The sequence below is a fragment of the Gillisella terrae genome (genome assembly GCF_004801395.1).
In the GTDB taxonomy this organism is placed as follows: Bacteria; Pseudomonadota; Alphaproteobacteria; order Rhizobiales; family Rhizobiaceae; genus Allorhizobium; species Allorhizobium terrae.
This window is the reverse complement of the sequence record NZ_SSOA01000003.1, coordinates 19,792-40,621: the sequence shown is the minus strand read 5'-3', so window position 1 is coordinate 40,621 and position 20,830 is coordinate 19,792. Positions and strand designations below refer to the sequence as shown.

The 20,830-nt window shown below is 55.0% G+C and carries 18 protein-coding genes; 13 read left to right on the top strand and 5 right to left on the bottom strand.

Translation table 11 applies throughout. The features are described from left to right. Positions 1-65: 65 nt before the first annotated feature. The 11 genes from E6C51_RS07415 to E6C51_RS07365 all read left to right on the top strand — a co-directional run bounded on the left by E6C51_RS07415 (position 66) and on the right by E6C51_RS07365 (position 12,248). Positions 66-1,328 (top strand): alpha/beta hydrolase, encoded by a 1,263-nt coding sequence (locus tag E6C51_RS07415; protein WP_190235526.1) that lies wholly within the window; start codon positions 66-68, stop codon positions 1,326-1,328. Between the two features lie 135 nt (positions 1,329-1,463). Beyond that, positions 1,464-2,504, top strand: coding sequence for a proline racemase family protein (locus tag E6C51_RS07410; protein ID WP_190235525.1), 1,041 nt, complete (start codon positions 1,464-1,466; stop codon positions 2,502-2,504). A gap of 111 nt (positions 2,505-2,615) precedes the next feature. Beyond that, positions 2,616-3,359, top strand: a complete 744-nt coding sequence (locus tag E6C51_RS07405) for a Crp/Fnr family transcriptional regulator (protein WP_190235524.1) — start codon at positions 2,616-2,618, stop codon at positions 3,357-3,359. 325 nt (positions 3,360-3,684) lie between these two features. Then, on the top strand, positions 3,685-4,065 hold the full coding sequence (locus E6C51_RS07400) for a response regulator (protein ID WP_075639022.1): 381 nt from the start codon (positions 3,685-3,687) through the stop codon (positions 4,063-4,065). Between the two features lie 51 nt (positions 4,066-4,116). Further along, on the top strand, positions 4,117-4,614 hold the full coding sequence (locus E6C51_RS07395) for a molybdopterin-dependent oxidoreductase (protein ID WP_146932109.1): 498 nt from the start codon (positions 4,117-4,119) through the stop codon (positions 4,612-4,614). Beyond that, positions 4,611-6,872, top strand: a complete 2,262-nt coding sequence (locus tag E6C51_RS07390) for an ATP-binding protein (protein WP_190235523.1) — start codon at positions 4,611-4,613, stop codon at positions 6,870-6,872. The genes E6C51_RS07395 and E6C51_RS07390 overlap by 4 nt, the downstream gene beginning before the upstream one ends. Positions 6,873-6,889: 17 nt before the next feature. Then, positions 6,890-7,978 carry a response regulator gene (locus tag E6C51_RS07385; protein ID WP_146932113.1) on the top strand — a complete coding sequence of 363 codons (1,089 nt, stop codon included), beginning with the start codon at positions 6,890-6,892 and terminating at the stop codon, positions 7,976-7,978. 74 nt (positions 7,979-8,052) lie between these two features. Continuing rightward, entirely contained in the window at positions 8,053-9,090 is a 1,038-nt protein-coding gene (pyrC, locus tag E6C51_RS07380; RefSeq protein ID WP_190235522.1) for a dihydroorotase, read from the top strand. 116 nt (positions 9,091-9,206) lie between these two features. Continuing rightward, positions 9,207-10,376 (top strand): GGDEF domain-containing protein, encoded by a 1,170-nt coding sequence (locus tag E6C51_RS07375; RefSeq protein WP_190235521.1) that lies wholly within the window; start codon positions 9,207-9,209, stop codon positions 10,374-10,376. 154 nt (positions 10,377-10,530) lie between these two features. After that, positions 10,531-11,223 (top strand): orotate phosphoribosyltransferase, encoded by a 693-nt coding sequence (locus tag E6C51_RS07370; protein WP_190235520.1) that lies wholly within the window; start codon positions 10,531-10,533, stop codon positions 11,221-11,223. Positions 11,224-11,321: 98 nt separating this feature from the next. Then, entirely contained in the window at positions 11,322-12,248 is a 927-nt protein-coding gene (locus E6C51_RS07365; protein WP_190235519.1) for a carbohydrate kinase family protein, read from the top strand. Positions 12,249-12,298: 50 nt separating this feature from the next. Here E6C51_RS07365 and E6C51_RS07360 read toward each other — a convergent pair whose 3' ends face one another. The 3 genes from E6C51_RS07360 to E6C51_RS07350 all read right to left on the bottom strand — a co-directional run bounded on the left by E6C51_RS07360 (position 12,299) and on the right by E6C51_RS07350 (position 16,587). Then, on the bottom strand, positions 12,299-13,045 hold the full coding sequence (locus E6C51_RS07360; protein ID WP_190235518.1) for an SDR family oxidoreductase: 747 nt from the start codon (positions 13,043-13,045) through the stop codon (positions 12,299-12,301). 11 nt (positions 13,046-13,056) lie between these two features. Further along, positions 13,057-14,682, bottom strand: a complete 1,626-nt coding sequence (gene pgi / locus E6C51_RS07355) for a glucose-6-phosphate isomerase (protein ID WP_190235517.1) — start codon at positions 14,680-14,682, stop codon at positions 13,057-13,059. A gap of 204 nt (positions 14,683-14,886) precedes the next feature. After that, on the bottom strand, positions 14,887-16,587 hold the full coding sequence (locus tag E6C51_RS07350) for a long-chain-fatty-acid--CoA ligase (protein WP_190235516.1): 1,701 nt from the start codon (positions 16,585-16,587) through the stop codon (positions 14,887-14,889). Between the two features lie 407 nt (positions 16,588-16,994). Between E6C51_RS07350 and galE the strand changes: the two genes are divergently transcribed. After that, positions 16,995-17,987, top strand: a complete 993-nt coding sequence (gene galE / locus E6C51_RS07345) for a UDP-glucose 4-epimerase GalE (protein ID WP_146932130.1) — start codon at positions 16,995-16,997, stop codon at positions 17,985-17,987. Next, the gene (locus tag E6C51_RS07340; RefSeq protein ID WP_190235515.1) at positions 17,984-18,583 is read left to right on the top strand and encodes a DsbA family protein; all 600 of its coding nucleotides are present in this window, start codon (positions 17,984-17,986) and stop codon (positions 18,581-18,583) included. Before galE ends, E6C51_RS07340 begins: the two co-directional genes overlap by 4 nt. A gap of 40 nt (positions 18,584-18,623) precedes the next feature. On the opposite strand, the gene E6C51_RS07335 is transcribed toward E6C51_RS07340, so the two are convergent. Both E6C51_RS07335 and argF read right to left on the bottom strand, forming a co-directional pair. Continuing rightward, positions 18,624-19,613, bottom strand: a complete 990-nt coding sequence (locus E6C51_RS07335; RefSeq protein ID WP_190235514.1) for an Hsp33 family molecular chaperone — start codon at positions 19,611-19,613, stop codon at positions 18,624-18,626. Between the two features lie 299 nt (positions 19,614-19,912). Next, positions 19,913-20,830, bottom strand: coding sequence for an ornithine carbamoyltransferase (gene argF / locus E6C51_RS07330; RefSeq protein ID WP_190235513.1), 918 nt, complete (start codon positions 20,828-20,830; stop codon positions 19,913-19,915).

Genomic DNA, 20,830 nt, shown 5'->3' with positions numbered 1-20,830 from the left:
GACGATAAGTGATCTTCATCACTAACTCGCCTCAATGGTGCGGGGCGCAAAAGAGCCGCTTTGTCATGACATGTCCCGCGATCAGCCATTTTTCAAAGCGCGTAATTTTCATTGCGCTCACACTCACCCTGGCCGGCTGCGGCGGGCGGCTTGAGGGTGTGATGAAGCCGGTTGGCCCTGTGAGCATACAAGGAGCCACGCCCGTCAATATGCTGGTGGCAACGACACGCCAGCCATCGGGTGATCCGGCCATATTGTTTAATGGTGAGCGCGGCACCAGCCTGAAAATCGATGCGGTGACTATATCGATACCGCCGGATAAAAACCGCAAGATTGGTGAGGTTCAGTGGCCCAAGAAGCTCCCGCCTGACCCAAGCAAGTCCTTTACCACCGTGAGCGTGACACCTTTGCCGACAGAACGCGACGGGCGCAACTGGCTGCGCAAGAACTCCTTCAACAAACACCGGGTGCTGGTGTTCGTGCACGGCTTCAACAACACCTACGAGGATTCCGTCTATCGATTTGCTCAGATCGTGCATGATTCCAAGACGGATGTTGTGCCGGTGCTGTTTACCTGGCCATCGCGCGCCAGCATATTTGATTACAACTACGATAAGGAAAGCACCAATTATTCTCGTGATGCATTGGAGGATTTGCTGACCCGCGTCAGCAACGAGCCGGGCGTGACCGATGTGACCGTTATGGCGCACTCCATGGGATCATGGCTGGCTGTGGAGGCTCTGCGGCAAATGGCCATCCGCCACGGGCGTGTGAATGCAAAGATTGCCAATGTTATCCTGGCATCACCTGATCTGGATGTGGATGTATTCAAAAGCCAATTTGTTTCGCTCGGGCCAAAGCATCCGCATTTTACCATTTTTGTCTCGCGTGATGATCGCGCGCTGAGCATTTCGCGGCGGATTTCCGGCAATGTTGATCGGCTTGGGCAGATCAATGCCGCGCAGGAGCCTTACCGCAGCGCTCTGGAAGCGGCAGGCGTCACCGTGATTGATCTTACCAAGCTGAAAACCGGCGACCAGCTGAACCACGGCAAATTTGCCGAAAGCCCTCAGGTGGTGCGCTTGATCGGCGACCGGCTTCTCAGTGGCCAGACTGTGACGGATTCCAACGTGGGCTTTGGCGAAGCACTGGGTGCCGTTGCCATCGGCACATCAAGCACAATCGGACAGGTCGCCAGCAGCGCCATCAGCGCGCCGATCATGATTTTCGATGCCCGCACTCGGCGCAATTATAATGACCAAATCAAACAGGTGGGCAACAGCGCCGGATCGACCTTTGGTGCGCTTTCGGATACGGTGCCGCGATAAGATCCGATTGCGACCCAGATTTCCCTATCGCCCCAGATTTCTCTATCGCAAAAGACATTTCACTTGATATATCAGGAGAACTATCTTTGGCCTCCCCTGATATCGAAGGGGAGAGAGTGATCGGGAGAAGCGGGCATGCGGTGGAAACGGGTGATGCAATTGCTGGACGTCCATTGTGAGGGCGAAATCGGCAAGGTGGCCACAGGCGGTGTGCCCAAAATCCCCGGTAAAACGGTTGCCGAGCAATTGCGCTGGCTGAACACCGACCCCAAAGGACAAGAGCTGCGGCGCTTTTTGGTGCTGGAGCCGCGTGGCGCGCCGATCGGCTCGGTCAATCTGCTGTTGCCACCCAAACATCCCGAGGCTGACGCAGCATTTATTATCCTGCAACCCGATCAGGCCCATGCGAGCTCCGGCTCCAACTCCATCTGCGTCACCACGGCTTTGCTGGAAAGCGGTATTGTGGACATGCAGGAGCCAGAAACCGTCGTTGTTCTGGAAACGGCCGCCGGATTGGTGAAAGCCAAAGCCCAATGCCGCGATGGCCACTGCGAAAGCGTGACATTGACCATGGTACCCTCGTTTGTCCATCAACTGGATGCAAAGATCACCACTCAGCAATGGGGCGATATCAGTGTTGATCTGGCCTATGGTGGTATTTTTTATGCTCTCGTTGATGCCCCTCAAATTGGCCTTGCCATTGCACCAGAAAATGCCCGCAAGCTTGTCGAGGCTGGCATGTTGCTCAAAGCAGAAATCAACAGGCAGTTTCATGTTGTTCACCCGGAAATCCCCGAGATTTCCGGTGTTGCCTACGTGATGTTCCGTGATCAGGATCCCGACGGGGCAGTGCGCACCTGCACCACCATGTGGCCCGGCCGGGTAGATCGCTCACCTTGCGGCACCGGCAATTCTGCCAATCTGGCCACTTTACATGCGCGCGGCAAGATCAAGCCGGGAGAGCGCTTCCTCTCGCGCTCGATCATTGGTTCCGAGTTTCAGGTCGGGCTGGAAGGCCTGACCTCTGTTGGCGACCGCGCGGCGGTTATTCCCACCATCACCGGTCGCGGCTTTACCTTCGGGCTACATCAGGTGGCACTGGATGCTTTTGATCCGCTTGGTGCAGGCTTCGCGCTGAGCGACGTATGGGGCGATGCTGCCGCCAGCCTGAATTAACGCGTTACAGCACCGTGCGCCATATATGGTGAGAAGCGCTTTAAGGTTGTTTTTTTCAGTCATTGAACGTTACAATAATGGAAGAGCATTCATCATCGAGAAAGGCACCTGATGGCTGGAGATGACCAGACCAAAAAGACTGGCTTTTTGAGGCAGATACCGTTTTTTCAAAGTCTCACGCCAGAGCAGGATCAGGCATGGTCCGAGCGCTGCGAAACTCGAAAGGTGCTTGCAGGCACAATCCTTTACGATCCTGAGCGCACGGAAAGATCCGTGTTCATCAACACCTCCGGCATGATCCGGGCCGTGTTGCGGGTGACCCCAAGCAAAGAATTGTTTTTGGAAGATTTTGCGCCCGGCTCCATCGTCGGCGCACTGGTGGCGCTCAATGGTCATTGGGAAAACGGATTCTTGATGACGATCACCGATGGCGAGGTCATCATGATCCCGCCAGACGTATTCCAGGAAATCCTTGAAGCGCGCCACGATATCTGTTTGACCTTGCTCACCACCATGACATCGCGCATGCGCCAGCTCTACCTCAAAGTCAGCGAGCACTCCTATCTGGATGTCAAACACCGGCTTTACAACGCTTTACTGCGGCTCTCACTGCCCTGCACCGACAATCCAGAGCGTCGCATCATCGCGCCACCTCTGATTCATGCGGCCTTGGCGGAACATGTCGGCACCAGCCGCGAAAGCATTTCGCGCGAAATGTCGCGCCTTTTGCAAGACGCCGTGATTGAGCGAAACAGCGACGCCATTATCATTCGCCAGCCCCGCGAATTGTTGCGACGCCTGTCGCGCGTGGCCATTGCTCCGCCTTTGGTTAAGCCAGCGTGCAACCCGGCTTGACGTCTCCAATGCCGTAAAGATTAATCCCAGCACAGCGCAAAAAAACTAAAAATTTACCCATTTGCTTCAGCTAATATCAGTGCAATCTCGTTACAACTTTGGGATGGAGTACTTGGCTGGTCCTGCATGATGCAGGGTGCTCCACATGAAAACCCGAATGAGACACGACAGCACTGTCCATTTTTACTGCATGATTGGTCTCCTTGGATCCCCTTTGGTTTCAGGATTGATGCAGTAGCTCACAATTCGATACCGGTTGCGGTCCTCGGCTTTTCACTGCCGTTGGACCCGTCGGGTTTGATGGAAATATCTGAAGGAGACACCCATGAGCATTCTGATCGTCGAAGACAATCCGACCAATGCGATGATCTTGAAGCATCTGGCGCGCAAGGTTGCGGACGACGAAATCACCGTTCAGGCCGATGCCAATGATGCTCTGGTTCTGTGTCACAATACGCTGTTTGACATGCTGATCGTTGACCAGATTTTGCCAGGCATGACCGGCCTGCAATTCGTCAAGGCCATTCGCCAGCTCCATCGCTATGACACGGTGCCAATCATCATGGTCACGGGCGACAATGACCCGGCGTTGCGGCTGGCAGCCAAGCAAAATGGTGTCTCTGATTTTCTAACCAAACCCGTGGAGGCCCTGGCGTTTCGCCAACTCATTGCCAACCACCGCGGGCGCAAAGCCACGGCGGAATAGGCCCCTTTCGAGCAATGCCAATATCGACCAAAGCAAGTAAGGAGTGTTTCAATGAAACGTTTGCTGATGACCCTTGCAGCATGTCTTTTCATGGCAACGCCGCTCATGGCGCTTGATGCTCCGCAAGGGGCGGTCATTCTCACCATCAAAGGCCCGCTTGCCCACCCCAACAGCGGTGCTGACGCTGTCTTTGATCTTGCGATGCTCGAAGCTCTCAAGGGGCGCAGCGCCACAATGGAAACGCCCTGGACCGAAGGAAAAGTGACATTTTCCGGCCCGCTGTTGCGTGCTGTGCTGGAGGCCGCGGGCGCACCTGCGGGCGCATTGAAGGTCCACGCTCTCAATGATTACACGGTTGTGGTGCCCGCTGATGACGCAGGCAGTCTGGACGTCATTATCGCCACAAGGCTGAATGGCAAGACCATGTCTGTGCGCGACAAAGGGCCAACCATGTTGGTCTATCCCTTTGATCTCAATCCCAAGCTTTACACAGAGATCTATTTTTCGCGCTCTGTGTGGCAAATCAAGGACATTGAGATCGTTCCATGATTCTGTTCAATCGCAATGGGCTGGAGCGACACCGCTCCCAGCCTAAAACAACATTTGTGCTGCTGATCCTGTCAGGCGTTTTGCTTTTGACATTTCTTCTGCTGTCGCGCGACATATCCGATCGTTTCCATATGTTGTTTGACGACATCCGCGAAAATGCAACCTGGGCCGTTTACCAACTGGATCGGGAGGCGCGCGCGCTGGACTATACCATTGCAGAAGCGCGTCGATTGGACACCATTGACCAAAAAGAGCTGAAAGACATCAGCTTGCGCTACGACATTCTGTATTCGCGCATTAAACTGGCCAAACAAACCCAGTTTGGCGAATATTTCATTCATGACGCCACGGTTCAGGACTATTTGAGCAAAATAGGTGGTGCCATTGCTGACATGCAACCCTTCTTTGACGATATCGCCAATGGAAAAACACCGACCAAACATGATTTTGAACCAATTGATCAAAAACTTGGCCGCCTGACCCAGAACACTGGCGATCTGCTGATCTACACCAACAATTATGTTGGTAATGAGCGCGCTTCCATTCGCGCCAATATGATCGAGCTGGAAAAAACCTCGGCCGTCATGCTGGGATTGTTGATGATCTCGGTGATTTTTCTGGTGGTGACACTACGCCGCCAGTTGACGTCCCTGCGCGAAACCAGCCACCGGCTGGAAACAATGGCGCGCGAAGTGTCAAACGCCTATGAGGCGGCCGATTCGGGCAATCGGGCAAAATCGCAATTCATGGCAACCATGGGGCATGAGATCCGCACACCGTTGAATGCTATTCTGGGCATGGCCGAATTGCTGGAATATTCCGAGCTGCCACCAGACGCATTGCAAAGTGTGAAAACCATTCGCTCGTCAGGCGAAGCGCTGCTGGAAGTTATCAACGAGGTTCTCGATTATTCGAAAATCGAACATGGCAAGCTGGAACTGGAAGAACGCGCGGTTGATATTTACGCGCTGGCCGAAAGCACGATCAGCATTATTCAAGGCCGGGCTGACGCGCAAAAAAATGAGCTTATTCTGGATATTCCGCTGTCAATGGACGCACTCTATGTGCGCACCGACCCAACCCGCCTTCGGCAGGTTCTGCTCAATCTGTTGAGCAATGCGGTGAAATTCACCCATAATGGCACTGTGACATTGCGCCTTCGCGAATTTTACCGCGGCACAGCGCTGATGTTGCGCTTTGAGGTGGAAGACACCGGCATTGGCATTGATGAGGCGGGCGTTGCCAAGTTGTTTCAGCCGTTCAGCCAGGTCGATGCCAGTATCAGCCGACGCTACGGTGGCACCGGCCTGGGTCTGACCATCTGCAAACAGATCGTCGGCAAGCTGGGCGGTGAGCTGGGCATGAGCAGCACCGTGGGCGTTGGCAGTATTTTCTGGTTCGAATTACCGGTGATTGTCGCTGGCAAGGATGAAGTGCGCCAGAACGCCAGAAGCGAAACACCGGAGAAGCATTTTCCACGTCTGCGGATTCTGCTGGTGGAAGACAATATCGTCAATCAGCAGGTCGCCAGCCGCTTTCTCGAAAAGCTCAATCAGACCGTTGTGCTGGCCAGCGACGGTGCCGAAGCGGTGGAGAAAACAGAACAGGAAACTTTTGATCTGATCCTGATGGACATGCAAATGCCGGTCATGGATGGCATAGAGGCAACCAAACATATTATTCAGCGCGGCGGTGCCGCCGCCCTCACCCCCATTATCGCCATGACCGCCAATGCGTCTGACGAAGACCGCCGCCGCTGCCGCGCCGCAGGCATGGTGGGGTTTGAATCCAAACCGGTCACCATGAACCGCCTGCGGGATGTTATCCTCACTTTCGCGCCCGCGGAACACGACAGCGACGCTGACAAAGGCCCTCTCGACATCCGTGATCTGATTGATCCATCCCCGGAACAGCCGCCGCTGACGCTCCAGCAGCATCTTGATGAAATCAACGGGCTGGATAAATCGCGCCAGGATGAATTGATTGAAGCGCTGGGCGAAGACGTGTACCAGGAGCTGATTGAATCCTTTTTTAATGACGCACAAGATCTGATTGGTGCCCTCAACATCGCCTTTGCCAATCAGAATAATCCGGAAATTGACCGCGTTCTGCACACGATCAAAGGGGCGGCAAGCAATGTAGGGCTCAACGATATTGCCCATCATGCCGATACCTTGCGGGGCGCTGCACCGACATTTGAGTCCATTGGCAGGCTCTCAAAGGAAATCGAAACGATGAAATTGAAATTGGTGGCCTGATGACACGGGAGGCAAAAATGCGTATTTTAGTCGTTGACGATAACAATACCAATCTGAAACTTCTCGTACGGTTGGTAAAGAAGGTCGAAAACTGCGAAGCCGTGGCCTTTTCAACCCCCGATGAGGTTTTGTCGGCCTTGCCCGATCTGGATTTCGATGTTGCCATTATTGATTACCAGATGCCGGTCTATAATGGCGTCGAGCTGTTCACCGAGATTGTCCGGTTTGAGAAATACGCCAATGTGCCGGTGGTTTTCATCACCGCCGACAAGGACATGACAACGCGCATGGCAGCGCTGAATGCCGGTGCCATCGACTTTTTGACCAAGCCCGTCAACCCGGTGGAATTTCAGGTTCGCATTCATAACATTGTCAATCTGACCATTGCCCGTCGCCAACTGGCGGATCAGGCAGAATGGTTGCGCCGCGAGGTGGAAAAAGCCGTTCAGGAACTCAGACTGCGCGAGCAGGAAATCATTGAACGGCTGACCCTTGCTGCCGGATATAAAGATCCCGACACGGCCCGCCACACATTGCGCGTTGCGGCCTATTCCGAAACCATTGCCCGCGAAATGGGTTTGTCCGAGCAATTTTGCACCGATTTGCGGCTTGCAGCCCCGATGCACGACATTGGTAAAGTGGCCATGCCCGATACCATGATGCTCAAGCAGGGCAAATTGACCGAATCTGAATTCAGACAAATGCAATCCCACACCGAGGTCGGGGCCAACATCCTTGCCCGCTCTCATTCCTCCTTGTTGCAGCTGGCATCTGAGATCGCCATTAGCCATCATGAACGCTGGGATGGACAGGGCTATCCCAATCGGCTGGCCGGGGAAGCCATTCCGCTGGCGGGTCGCATTGTCTGCATTGCCGATAATTTTGATGCTCTGACCACAGAGCGGCCCTATAAGCCGGCATGGTCGTATGAGCGCACCGTCGAGCATATTCTGGGGCGAGCTGGCAGCCAGTTTGATCCAGCCTGCGTTGCCGCCTTTGAAAAATCACTGCCGAAAATTCGCGCCATCATGGAAAATGACCGTCGTGAACAGGCCGAGGAAGCGGCCCTGAGCGCAGGTGTCCCGCCGCTTGGAAAAATTGCCTGATTTTGCCAGCGATGATTTGTCTCGACAGAGGAACAATGCTATTTCCGGCCAATTCTTTTTGCCGGAGATAGCCCATGCGTTCGCTCACCATTCGCCGCCCCGATGACTGGCACCTGCATTTGCGCGATGGTGCAATGCTTCAGGGTGTGGTGGGCGACACCAGCCGGCATTTTGGCCGCGCCATCATCATGCCAAACCTTGTGCCGCCGGTGGTGACAACGCAAGACGCAATCGCCTATCGCGAACGCATTGTGGCCGCCGTGCCGAAAGAGCACAGGTTTCAGCCATTGATGACGCTTTATCTCACCGAGCACACCAATCCCGACGATGTGGAAGAGGGCAAAAACACCGGCCTGATCACCGCGGTCAAGCTGTATCCCGCCGGTGCCACCACCAATTCCCATGGCGGCGTGCGTGATCTGGACAAGGCCATGCCGGTTCTGGAGCGAATGGCAAAGATCGGCCTGCCGCTGTGCGTCCATGGTGAGGTGACCACCCCGGAGGTTGATATTTTCGACCGTGAAGCGGTGTTCATTGACACGGTTCTGGAACCGTTGCGCAAGCGCCTGCCGGAGCTGAAAGTGACGATGGAACATGTCACCACCACAGACGGCGTGGAATATATCCGATCCGCAGAGCGCAATCTGGCAGGCTCCATCACCACGCATCATTTGATTATCAACCGCAATGCTATTCTGGTGGGTGGCATTCGTCCGCATTATTATTGCTTGCCGGTTGCCAAGCGCGAGAGCCATCGGCTCAGCCTGCGGGCAGCCGCCACATCCGGGGATGCGCGCTTCTTTCTTGGCACCGATTCTGCCCCGCATATCGATCCTTTGAAAGAATGCGGCTGTGGCTGCGCCGGTATTTACACCTCCATCAACACCATGAGCTGCCTTGCCCATGTGTTTGAGCAGGAGAATGCCCTCGACAAGCTCGAAGCCTTCACCTCGCTCAATGGCCCGGCCTGGTATGGCTTGCCATGTAACGAAGAAACAATCACCCTGGTCAAACGCGATGAACCGGTGTCTTTTCCGTCAAAAATTGAAACAGGCGCAGGTATTGTTACCGTCTTTGATCCAATGTTCCCTCTTCATTGGGATGTAAATTGAGCGTGATGTGCATCGATTACATTTAAAAGATGAATCATATTGCACGTAACTTTTTAGAGAGAAAATCATCATAGTATCCCCTCAGGAAAAGCGCAGGATAGCGCTTTGGGGTGAGCATGATGCTGGACTATAATTCTCTGCTGTCTGCACTGGGCTTGTCAGGGCTGTGTTTGCTGCTGACACTGGTGGGTACGTGGCTCGGGCGCAGAGAATCGTCCTTTCTTCTCAGCTGGATTGTTGGGCTTTTCCTTTGCGTTGCCGGGATCTTGTCCTACGCATTTTTCCTGTGGTGGCCAACGACGCTTGCCGGTGCTTTGGCGATGTCGCTCATGCAATCGGGGTTTTGCACGCTCTATGGAGCCGCCATGCAGTTTAGAGGCGGCAATTTTCCGATGGCACGCATTGTTTGCCTCGCAAGTATTGCTTCGCTCAGCATTACCGCAGCATTTGTCGCGCACTATTGGGGCGTTGGCTTCATCCTGCTCAATCTGGGTGCGACTGTTGCGCTTTTGGCCACAGCCCATCAATATTGGCAGGGCAGAGCGGAAGCTCCGGGCATTCTTGCCAGCATCGCCCTGCTTTACGGTGCCATTTCGCTTTCCTTTCTTCTCTGCGCCATTGCTCTGGTTCAGGCCGGATCCTGGGTCATGGAGGGCGCACCTGACGGGGTGAGCGAAAAAATCAATATTGCATCCTGCATTGTCGGCATGACGGGAATTGGCGTTTTGTCGCTCACCGCCCATCAGGCCCGTATTACGCTCCAGCATCGGCTGGAAGCCATGACCGATTCCCTGACCGGTATTTTCAATCGCCGGGCCCTGTTTGAAAAATACGCACAGAAGCGTTTCAAAGCAGACATGGCAGTTCTGGTGTTTGATATTGACCGCTTCAAATCCATCAATGACCAGCACGGCCACGCGGCTGGCGACAGGGTGATCCGCACATTTGCCAAGGAGTTGCAAAGCGCCGTTGGTGTTGATTGCGTCGCACGGTTGGGCGGCGAGGAATTTGCAGCCATTATTGAAGATGCCCCTCCCGGACGTGCCGAGTGGATCGGCGAGCGCATTCGCAGACAGCTGCAAGACCGCGACATTACCGTCAATGGCGAAACAATCCGCGTCACCACCAGCGTCGGTATCAGCTATGGCACGGACGGTGGCATGACGTTTGAGGCCTTGCTGAAGCAGGCAGATGACGCCCTTTACAGCGCCAAACGCATGGGGCGCAATCGCATAGAGGTCGCCTCAAACGGAGCACCGGGTGCCTCGGCCTGCAACCTCGCCTGATTGCGCTCACAGCGCCATGCAGAAAACCGATTCCCGCTTTTAAGTCTATGCTCAAAAAACAAGGGATAAATCCATCTGGCGTGACTTGCTGCTTCTTGTTATAGCGCTGCAACCGTCCATTTTGGCAGCGCCGCCCGATAATGAGGAGCACATCATGACCCTGACATCCTTTTCCGATCCTGCCGTCATGGCAAATCTGCTTGCCAAGATGCTTTGGGAAATCAAGGCGGTGCATTTTAACGCGGCGGAACCTTACAAGCTGGCGTCGGGCATGCGCAGCCCCGTTTATATCGATTGCCGCAAGCTTTTGTCCTATCCCCGCGTGCGCTCAAGCGTCATGGATTTTGCCGTCGCAACCCTCTTGAGCAATGCCGGGTTTGAGCAATTCGATTGCGTCGCGGGTGGCGAAACTGCTGGTATTCCCTTTGCAGCCCTGCTGGCAGATCGCTTGAACCTGCCGATGATCTATGTGCGCAAAAAGCCAAAGGGCCATGGCAGAAATGCCCAGATCGAGGGCCATATGCCGGAAGGTGCCCGCGTTCTGGTGATTGAAGACCTGACAACGGCTGGCGGCAGCATGTTTACCTTCATTGATGCGGTGCGCGCGGCTGGCGGCGTGATTGATCACGGCATGGCGCTGTTTTTCTACGACATCTTCCCGGAAGCCCATGAACGCTTCAACAAAGGCAACGTCAAGCTTCACCATATTGCCACCTGGCGCAATGTGCTGGCCGTTGCCAAGCAACAAAAACTGTTTGATGACAAGACCTTGTCCGAGGTGGAAGCCTTCCTCGACGCCCCCCTCGAATGGTCGGGCCGCAATGGTGGTGTCAGCGAACTTGCCTGAAGGCTGGCCGGTCCGAAGAATTGCTCAGCGGGCTGGCAAAAATCGATCACTTGCTTTAAATCGATTAAACAATCGAACAATTGGCCTGGGAGGCTCGAATGATCCTGAGTTGCGGTGAAGCCTTGATTGATATGTTGCCGCGTGAAACCACGCTGGGAGAGCCTGCCTTTTCTCCCTATGCCGGTGGTGCCGTGTTCAACACCGCCATTGCGCTAGGGCGCCTTGGCGTGCCCTCGGCTTTTTTCACCGGCCTCTCCGACGACATGCTGGGCGATGTGCTGCGCGACACCTTAAGCAAAAGCAACGTCGATTTCAGCTATTGCGCCACCCTGGCGCGCCCCACCACCATTGCTTTTGTCAAGCTGGTTGATGGCCACGCCTCTTACGCCTTTTATGATGAAAACACCGCGGGCCGGATGATCACCGAGGCTGACCTGCCAACGCTGGGCGATGATTGCGAGGCTTTGCATTTCGGTGCCATCAGCCTGATCCCTGACCCTTGCGGCGCAACCTATGAAGCCTTGATGCTGCGCGAGCACAAGACCCGTGTGATCTCGCTGGACCCCAACATCCGCCCCGGCTTCATCAAGGACAAGGCTGCCCACATGGCCCGCATCCGCCGCATGGCAGCCATGTCTGACATTGTGAAATTTTCCGATGAAGACCTGGCGTGGTTTGGCATGGACGGCGACGAGGAAAGCCTTGCCCGCCAATGGCTGGACCATGGTGCAAAGCTGGTTGTCATCACCCGTGGTGCCGATGGTGCAGTGGGCTATAGCGCCAAGCATAAAGTGACGGTGGCAAGCGAAAAAGTCACCGTGGTGGATACCGTGGGTGCGGGTGACACCTTCGATGCAGGCGTTCTGGCCTCATTGAAACTGCAAAACCTGCTCACCAAAGCGCAAGTCGCCAACCTGACCGAAGATCAGATTGCCAAGGCGCTGGCTTTGGGGGCAAAAGCTGCGGCTGTCACCGTATCACGCGCTGGCGCAAACCCGCCATTCGCCCATGAAATCGGGCTTTGATTGAACCATTGCGGACCTCCACCGGGTCACTGATCCGGTGGAAATGCGTGTCAGATCACGCCGCCATTGGCGTGAAGTGTCTGGCCGTTGATCCAGCCGCCTTCCGGCCCGGCCAGAAAAGCCACAACAGTCGCAATTTCCTCAGGTGTGCCAATTCTTTCCAGCGGCGCAAGTTTGGCAAAGGCTGCAATTGCCTGCTCGGATTTTCCATCCAGAAACAGATCCGTCGCCGTGGCACCGGGAGCAACAGCGTTCACAGTAATGTTGCGACCGCGCAGTTCCTTGGCAAGAACGGCCGTCATTGTCTCGATGGCCGCCTTGGTGGCACCGTAGAGGCTGTAGTTCTCGGCCCGCATGGCCGCAACACTGCTGGAAATATTGATGATCCGCCCACCATCGCGCAAGCGCCTGGCGGCTTCGCGCATGCCAGCAAATGTCCCTGTCAGGTTCACCGCGATCTGGCGATCAAACATCGCGTCATCAATTTCCACCATGGGACGCCGCACCATGATGCCGGCATTGTTGACCAATACATCAACACCGCCACACAGGGCCTCAGCCTGATCAAACAGGTTGGGAAATGTGGTGCGACCAGCAATATCGGCAGCCATGGCCAACGCTTTGCCACCTGATGCACGGATGGAACGCGCGGTTGCTTCCGCCTCATCGCCATCCAGATCGCTGACGATCACGAACAAGCCACCGGCTATTGCCAAGCGGGCCGAGATTGCTGCACCAATGCCACGGGCCGCGCCCGTGACAATAGCCAATTTTTGCGCAGGCGTTTGCTCTGCCATCGGGGATGGCCTTACCCAGCCAGATTGCTCAAGGCCTGCACCAGCCCGGCAGTGGACGCATCCTGACCATCGGTGCCTGCCTTGCCTTCAACCACCGGCAAAAGGCCTGTGGCAAGCTCTTTGCCCAATTCCACGCCCCATTGATCGAAGGAATTGATGCCAAACAGCACACCTTCGACAAACACCCGATGCTCATAAAGCGCAATCAGACGACCCAGAGCAAACGGGGTCAATTGCTCATACACAAAGGTAATGGATGGGCGGTTGCCAGTGAAAACCCGATGGGGCGCAATGTGGTCGACCTTGGCAGCATCCATGCCCACCTTTTGCAATTGCGCTTTGGCTTCTTCCAGCGTGCGCCCCTTCATCAGCGCTGCCGATTGCGCAAGGCAATTGGCAATCAGCAGATCATGCTGATGACGCAACTCTGGCTCGAACCCCTTGGCGGCAATCATGAACTCGGCAGGTATGACGCTCGTGCCCTGATGGATCAGCTGATAGAAAGCATGCTGGCCATTGGTGCCCGGCTCTCCCCAGACCACAGGGCCGGAATTGCCCTTTACTGGCGTGCCATCAATGGTCACACCCTTGCCGTTTGATTCCATATCGAGCTGTTGCAGATAGGCCGGAAAGCGCGACAAGCGCTGATCATAAGGCAGCACAGCGCGCGTCGCATAATCCAAAACATTGCGATTGTAATAGCCAAGTGCTCCCAGCAGCATCGGCAGATTTTCGAGGAATGGCGCGCTTCTGAAATGGTTGTCCATGACATGGGCACCAGTGAGAAAATCGGTAAAATTATCGGCCCCAACCGCGATCATCAACGGCAGACCAATGGCCGACCAGATCGAATAGCGACCTCCAACCCAATCCCAGAAGCCAAACACCCGATCCGAGGCAATGCCAAAGGCCTGCACCTTGTCCAGCGCAGTTGAAACTGCGGCAAAATGCTGGCCCACAGCGTCCTCGCCCAGCATGGAGGCAATAAACCGGCGCGCCGTTGCGGCATTGGTCATGGTTTCAATGGTGGTGAAGGTCTTGGAGGCCACAATGAACAGTGTGGTTTCTGGCTCCAGCCGCGCTAACGTATCGGCAATATGCGCGCCATCGACGTTGGAAACGAAATGCAGGCGCGGACCATCATGAAACGGAGCCAGCGCAAGCGTTGCCATGGCCGGACCGAGGTCAGAACCGCCAATGCCGATATTGACCACATCGGTAATCTGTTCGCCGGTCGAGCCGGTGATTTTGCCTGCACGAATGCCTTCCGCAAAATCTGCCATGGCGGACAACACCGCATTGACATCCGGCATCACATCCTTGCCATCCACAAAAACAGGCGTGTTGGCGCGATTGCGAAGGGCGGTGTGCAGCACAGCGCGACCTTCGGTAAAGTTGATTTCCTCGCCCGTAAACATGGCCTCGCGCTTTTCAGCAACGCCCGCTTTTTCGCATAGGGATTGCAAAAGAGCCATGATGTCTTTGTTCACAGCCGATTTGGAATAATCCATCAGCAAGTCATCGAGACGGGCGCTGAAAGGCTCAAACCTGTTGGAGTCGGCTGCAAATGCCGCGCGAATATCGGTGGCGGATGTGGCCGCAACGCATGTCTTCAACTGTTCGATAATGGCCTGCATAAATGTCTCCCGATCCGGTCATAGACTGGGAACTTACTGCATAAATTGCCAAACCGGAATCAATTTCAGGAGAAAATTATACCCGTGCGGCATGAAAACAGACATGGTGCACCATGCGCGCCGCAAAAGCAGCGCACAATGTTTTCATTGAGAGATACTGGGGTTTTAATTGAGAGATACCGGGGTAATCTTCAGAGCTTTCGCTTACCCTCTCAGATCTTTTCGCAGGATTTTACCAACGTTGGATTTCGGCAACTCGGTGCGAAACTCGACATGGCGAGGCCGCTTGTAGTTGGTGAGGTTTTTGGCGCAATGATCCTTCACCTCTTGCTCGGTGAGTGCCGGATCTTTTCGCACAACAAAAAGCTTCACCGCCTCGCCAGAATGGGGGTCCGGCACACCCACCGCTGCGGCTTCAAGCACGCCGGGATGCATGGCAGCCACCTCTTCAATCTCATTGGGATAAACATTGAAGCCGGACACAAGGATCATATCTTTCTTGCGATCAACAATCTTGATGTAACCGCGCTCATTCATAAAGCCCATGTCACCGGTGCGGAAATAACCATCTGCTGTCATCACCTTGGCGGTTTCGTCTGGCCGCTGCCAATAGCCTGCCATCACCTGCGGACCACGAATGCAGATTTCCCCAACCTCGCCCAAGGGCATGGTGATTCCGTCCTCGTTTCGGATGCTCACATCCGTGGACTGAATCGGCATGCCGATCATACCGGTAAAATCCGCCTCATCACACCGGTTGGCGGTTGCCACCGGCGAGGTTTCGGACAGACCATATCCTTCGGTGATCTTGCTGCCGGTAATTTCTCGCCAGCGATCCGCAACAGGGCGCTGCACAGACATGCCACCTGCAAACGTGAGCTTCAACGCAGAAAAATCGAGTTTTCTGAAGGCCTCATTGTTCATCAGCGCCGTAAACAGCGTATTGAGACCAATGATGATGTTGAAGCGATGCTGTTCAAGCTCCTTGACGAAGCCGGGAATGTCGCGCGGATTGACGATCAGAAGATTTTTGGCCCCGCTGGCAACACCCATCAGCGAATTCACGGTGAGCGCAAAAATGTGATAGAGCGGCAGCGCGCACACATAGACCAATGAGCCGGTAACGGTTTTCTGATCAAAAACCGCACCAAGCCAGCCCATCATCTGCATGGTGTTGGCAATCAGATTGCCATGGGTCAACACAGCCCCTTTGGAAACGCCGGTTGTGCCACCCGTGTATTGCAAGAAAGCAATATCGTTGCGTTCAACCTTTACGGGATTAAAGGTCAGCCTTGCGCCTTCAGCCAGCACAGACCGAAAGCTCAACGCCTGGGGCATAGACCAGGCTGGAACCAGTTTCTTTACCTTGCGCACGATGAAATTGACCAGATGGCCTTTCAATCCAAGCATGTCGCCCATGGTAGCGACCACAATGCTGCGCAGCGCCGTCTCCTTGGCAACGGCCTGAACGGTATGGGCAAAATTTTCCAAAACGAAAATGCCGACGGCACCAGAGTCTTTCAACTGATGACCCAATTCGCGCGGGGTATAGAGCGGGTTGACATTCACAACCACCATGCCAGCCTTGAGGATGCCGTAAACCACAACCGGGTTTTGCAAAATATTGGGCATCATCACGGCAATGCGGTCGCCCTTGACAAAACCTGCCTCCTGCAGCCATGCCGCAATCTTTGTGGCATTCGCACCCAACTGCTCAAAGGTCATGGCGCGGCCCATGCAGCTAAAGGCATCGCGCTTGGCATAGATGCGGCAGCTGTTGTCAAACAGAGCGCCAAGCGATTCAAACTGAAACGGCGGCAGTTCCGCAGGCAGGGTTGCCGGGTAAGACGCGAGCCAGATGCGCTCGTTATCCGGGTTACCAGCGGGCATGGATATTGTATTCATTCCTCACTCCCTTTTTCGGCGGGCATCCTCACCCCAGCCATCACGGCACCATGCGCCCTCCAGACACAGGCGGCACCGTAGATTTTGTCCTCACCCAATCACCAGAAAGGTGCCAGAGTTAGAATGCGACGCTCTCACCTCATCGCCTTACTCTCAGCTTATGCCAAGCGTGCGCAATCGCAAGTGCCCATGCTACAATAACTTTGACGTAAACGTCAATTTATTCTTGCACGTTCAAACCGAACTCTCAGTCCACAGCCCCGTACCCTTGCGAAGGCCATAAATTACCGACAAAGATCACTGGAGATTGAGAGGCTTGTTGCATAATGTCCCCGGCAAGATGATTTCGGCTTCCGGGACTATGCCATGGCTCATAGACTGAGACGCTGTAGATAGAGGACGATTGCATGAGTGAAACGCCCATTCTCGTTGTTGGTGGTGCAGGCTATATTGGTTCCCACACCTGCCTCGCTTTGGCCAAGCGTGGATTTTTGCCAATTGTCTACGACAACCTTTCCAATGGCCATGGCGAGTTCGTGAAATGGGGACCGCTGGAGCAAGGCGATATTCGGGATCGCGCCCGCCTGGATGAGGTGCTGGCCAAGCATAAGCCCGCGGCAATCTTGCATTTTGCCGCCCTGATTGAGGTGGGGGAATCGGTTAAAGATCCGGTCGCTTTCTATGAAAACAACGTGATTGGCTCTCTCACCTTGTTGGCGGCAGCCCAAGCTGCTGGCATCAAGGCTTTCGTGTTTTCCTCGACCTGCGCCACCTATGGCCTGCCTGATGCGGTGCCGATGGATGAAACCCACCGCCAATCGCCCATCAATCCTTACGGCCGCACCAAATGGATGGTGGAACAGGCTTTGAAGGATTACGACCAATACACCGGCTTCCGCTCGGTCATTTTGCGCTATTTCAATGCGGCGGGCGCGGATTTTGAAGGACGCATTGGCGAATGGCATACACCCGAAACCCACGCTATCCCGCTGGCGCTGGAGGCCGCCCTTGGCCGCCGCGACGGCTTCAAGGTGTTTGGCAGCGATTATGACACCCGCGACGGCACCTGTGTTCGCGACTATATCCATGTGCTCGATCTGGCCGATGCCCATGTGCGTGCCGTGGAATATCTGCTCAACGACGGCGCATCAGTGGAATTGAACCTTGGCACCGGCACCGGCACCACGGTGAAAGAACTGCTGTCCACCATTGAAAAAGTGTCAGGCCGCCCCTTCCCGGTGGAATATGCGGCACGCCGTGAAGGTGATAGCACGACGCTGGTGGCCAACAACGACAAGGCGCGTGACGTTTTGGGCTGGTCGCCACAATATACGCTGGAAGACATTATCCGCTCGGCCTGGGCCTGGCACTCAACCTCAAACCTCGTGAGTCAATCATGATCAAGCGGCGCACATTGTTTTTTGCCTCTGCGGCATCCTTGGCCATGCCATCGCTGCTGCGGGCCAAGGAACCGACCCAGAAAGACATCTTCTTTGATAAGGATGTGCCGGTGCTGGGCAATCCCAAGGGGGATGTCACCATTGCCGAATATTTTGATTATCAGTGCGGCTATTGCAAAGCCGTCCATCCGGTTGTTACCAAAGTGGTCAAGGAGGATGGCAATGTGCGGCTGGTGATGAAGGATTGGCCGGTGTTTGGTGCCGCCTCGGTGTTTGCAGCCCAAGCCGTGCTGGCGGCCAGCAAACTTGGCAAATATCAGCCCGCACAGGACGCATTGTTCAAGCTTTCCGGCCCGCTGACGCCAGATCGCGTACAACAGGCACTGGAGGACATCGGCATATCGAAAGACCTGCTGACAAAGACGGTGAACGCCAATTCAAAGAACATCGCCGGTATTCTGGATCGCAACTGGCTGCAAGCGGAAGGCCTGAGCTTTCAGGGCACGCCATCCTTTGTGATTGGCGCAACCCTTTATCCCGGTGCCTTGCAGGAAAGCGATCTGAAAGAAGCGATCGCCAAAGCCCGCAAGGCTTAAATCTGATCGTGCGCCATAAATGGCGCACGATCGTCAAGCATTACGCAGGCATAAGCTCCTGCGGCTCATACTTATAGGTGGTTGAGCAAAACTCGCAGGTCACAGACACGGTGCCATCTTCAATGCTGGCCGAGATTTCCTCGGCTGAAAAGCCCGACAACACGCCCTTGATCTTGTCGCGCGAGCAGCTGCAACGATCATAAATCGGCTGCGGGGTATAGGCCCGCACACCGCGCTCATGAAACAGGCGAAACAGCAAACGCTCGGTGCCAATCAGCGGGTCCGTCAACTCGTCCCCGTCAATGGTATCAGCCATCATCCGGGCTTCTGTCCAGTTGTCATGCTCAGGTGGCGCGTATTCACCATTGTCATCGCCATCACCGGGCAGATCCTGATGCCCCATGCGCTCTGGCGCTTCCGGCAAAAACTGCACAAGAATGCCACCGGCCCGCCAGGTGTGGCGCGGCTTGCCACCCTCATCGCGATCAAACAGCTCGGCAACCGCCAAACGTACCCGTGTCGGAATCTGCTCCGACTGGCGGAAGTAGAAGCCGGCAATGTCTTCCAAGGATGAGCCATCCAGCGGCACAATGCCCTGATAGGGCTGCATGAAGCCGCCTTGGTCAATGGTAAAGGCAAGAACACCATTGCCCAAAAGATCGGTGGGAGAGGATTTTCCAGCCGCCAGCGCCTCGTTCAGCCGCGCCTCATCAAAACGTGCATAGGCGCGGACATTTTCTGGCGTGGCAAAGTCACAGACCAGCAGATCCACAGGCCCATCGCTCTTGGTCTGCACCACAAACTTGCCTTCAAACTTCAGGGACGTGCCAATCAGCACCGTGAGCACAATCGCCTCGGCCAGCAGGCGCGCAACCGTTGGTGGATAAGCATGACGGTCGAGAATGCTGTTCAACAACGGCCCAAGCTGAACGGCGCGACCGCGCACATCAAGCCCGTCCACCTGAAAGGGAACAACCTTATCGTCACCTGCGAAATCGAATTCGCCAAGCTGGTTTGATCTGTCTGTCATTTTGACACTCCTGCAGTTTGTCAGGGAAAAGTGGAACCCGGTTTTCCCGAAAAGACAAACGAAAACAAAGAATTTCAGAATCTGTCCGGTTCAATCTGAACCGGACAGATTCTGGCACGAGGTACGCGCCGCAACGTGTGGGGCAAAACCTTCTGGGGAATGCCTATATATGGTGCCGATACATAATGATTGTGAATTTTGCATCAAGCCTTATGCGCAAAATTCCTGACGACGCTTAAAAACAGACGTGTCACAGCCCATGCTTTGAGCTGTGACACGCAGAATGCTGAGAGCAAGTGTCACACAGCGCCAAGGCACCATGCGAGAATGGATTTTTGCGCGTGCAAGCGGTTTTCAGCCTCATCAAACACCACAGACTGCGGCCCATCAATCACGTCATCCGTCACTTCTTCACCGCGATGTGCAGGCAGGCAATGCATAAACAAAGCGTCGGATTTCGCCCGCTTCATCAAATCCGCATTGACCTGGAACGGCTGGAACACATTGTGCCCACGGGCCTTGTGCTCCAAATTCATCGACACCCATGTGTCAGTAATCACCGCATCGGCACCGGCCACCGCCCGCTCCGCATCATGGCACAACATGATTTCGCCGCCATGATCACGCGCCCAGTTGAGAATGCGATCTTCCGGCTCCGAGCCCATGGGCACGGCCATATTCATTTTATAACCAAAACGCGCCGCACCCTCGACCAGCGAATGCAGCACATTGTTGCCGTCACCGGTCCAGGCCAATGTCTTGCCCTTAACCGGGCCGCGATGCTCTTCAATGGTCATGATGTCTGCCATGATCTGGCAAGGATGGGTCAAATCCGTCAAACCATTGATGACAGGCACAGTCGCATGCTCTGCCAGTTCCAACAGGCGGGAATGGTCCGTGGTGCGGATCATGATGGCGTCAACATAGCGCGACAACACCTTGGCCGTATCGCCAATGGTTTCGGCGCGGCCAAGCTGCATTTCCGTGCCGGATAAAAACAGCGTTTCGCCGCCGAGTTGACGCATACCAACATCAAAAGACACACGGGTGCGGGTCGATGGCTTTTCAAAAATCATCGCCAGCATCTTGCCAGCCAAAGGCTTATCGGCAGTGCCTGCCTTGGTTCTGTCCTTGCGGGCGCGCGCGTCGGATAAAATAGAGGTGAGGTCCTCGGATGTCATGGCCGAGAGATCAATAAAATGCTTCGGGGATGCCAT